This is a genomic window from Stenotrophomonas sp. HMSC10F07 (assembly GCF_001807895.1).
Classification (GTDB): domain Bacteria; phylum Pseudomonadota; class Gammaproteobacteria; order Xanthomonadales; family Xanthomonadaceae; genus Stenotrophomonas; species Stenotrophomonas sepilia.
This window is the reverse complement of the sequence record NZ_KV791461.1, coordinates 1-1,561: the sequence shown is the minus strand read 5'-3', so window position 1 is coordinate 1,561 and position 1,561 is coordinate 1. Positions and strand designations below refer to the sequence as shown.

Annotated in this window: 1 protein-coding gene; it reads right to left on the bottom strand. The window is 63.1% G+C overall.

Going from position 1 to position 1,561, the window contains the following annotated elements:
- The coding region (locus tag HMPREF3114_RS21140; protein WP_141750862.1) for an autotransporter outer membrane beta-barrel domain-containing protein at window positions 1–1,429 on the bottom strand (1,429 nt) is incomplete at its 3' end.
- Window positions 1,430–1,561 lie beyond the last annotated feature (132 nt).

The window sequence follows — 1,561 nt, the reverse complement described above, 5'->3', positions numbered from 1 at the left end:
GCAGGTTGGCCAGGTAAGCGCCTGGCTCGGGGCGCAGCACCGGTTCCGGATCGACCGGATTGCATTCGGGCAGGGTCGGATCGACCACGCACGGGTCGGGCTGGGTCGGCAGCTGTGAGCGCAGGTACCAGTTGCCGTCGGCGCCGGTGCCCCTGTGCAGGAAGTACTCATACTGGCCACCCACCGCGCGGCCGGCCAGGTTGAACTTGCCATTGGATGCACCGCCCACATGGATCAGCTCGATGCCCTTGTCGGTCTGAGCACCGGCGCCGCCGACATTGTTGACGCGAACGTTGGCGCTACCGCTGGTGTCGCCGCCGATGATCAGCTTGTCGGTGGCGGCATCGTCGCCGGCCAAGACGGTGTTGAAGATGATCGTGCCATCGGCGCCGCTGAAGTTGCCGGCCACGTTGAGAGTGTGGAAGGCGGAGCCGTCGCCGAGGGAGATGGTGCCGTTACCGAGGCTTAGCGCACCGATCGTGGAATTGCCGGTCATGTTCCAGCTGGCCGAGTCCAGCGTGGCGCTGGTGACGTTGGTCATGACGCCGGTCAGTACCGCACCATTGGAAAGCTTGGTGTGCAGCTGCGAGGTTGCATCGGCACGAAGCGTGCCCTGCAGTTGTGACGCGCCGACGTTCAGATTCAGCGTGCCGCCATCGACGGCTTCAGCAATCACGCCATTGCCGCCGCTTACAGTGCTGCCGTTTAGAACGTTGACAGTGGTTGGGGCGATGATCCCTGCACCACTGACAACAATGCCTGAGCCGTTTCGGCCGGAGACGCGCGACTTGTCGATGGTGAGTACGTTGTCACTGATTGGACTGGTGGGAGTTCCCCCGATGTCCATCACAACGATGCCGTTCTCATCCCCCATGACGGAAGATCCGTTGGTGATGTTGACGCTTGAGTTCGAGAAGACTGCCAGACCGGACGAGATTTCGGACGGTAGGAGGCCGGCTCCGATGCCGGTTCCATCAATCGTCGTGTTGCTCAGGGTCAGTACGCCACCTTGAACATAGCCTCCGATTCCTTGGCCGATGATGCTCGAGTCAGTGACAGTTGCGGTGCCGGCAGCGCCACCAGAGATGCCATTGGTTACCGCCAATCCCGCGGCGCGGCTGTTCTGTATCCGGGTGCCGGCGATCGTTGCGCTGGAGGAGGCAATCTGGACGGCGGCAAACGGATCGGTGGCGGTGGCTGCTGCCCCCGTCATGGCGAGCGTGGATCCGTCGCTGATGCCTACGGATGTGGCGGCGCTGCCGGTGTTGAAGGTCAGCGTGGCACCCTGAGCCGTCCAGCTTTCAACAGGGTCGCCAGCATTCACGGTGGCCGACTGGCCCGGCCCGAGAGTTCCGGCCTGCGACGTGGGGGCAAGGGCGATGCCGGTTGCAATGGCCAGCGCAAGAGAACGGCGAACTGCGATCTTCATGAAAAGTCTCCTGCGAGCCGCGATTCAAGCGGCCCGCGAAAGGTTATGTGCATTGGCTGGGAGAGGCCGGTGTCGTCCGATCTCTTGCCGCAGGGGTCACCAGCTGTAACTGACACCCACCTGTGCACTGGT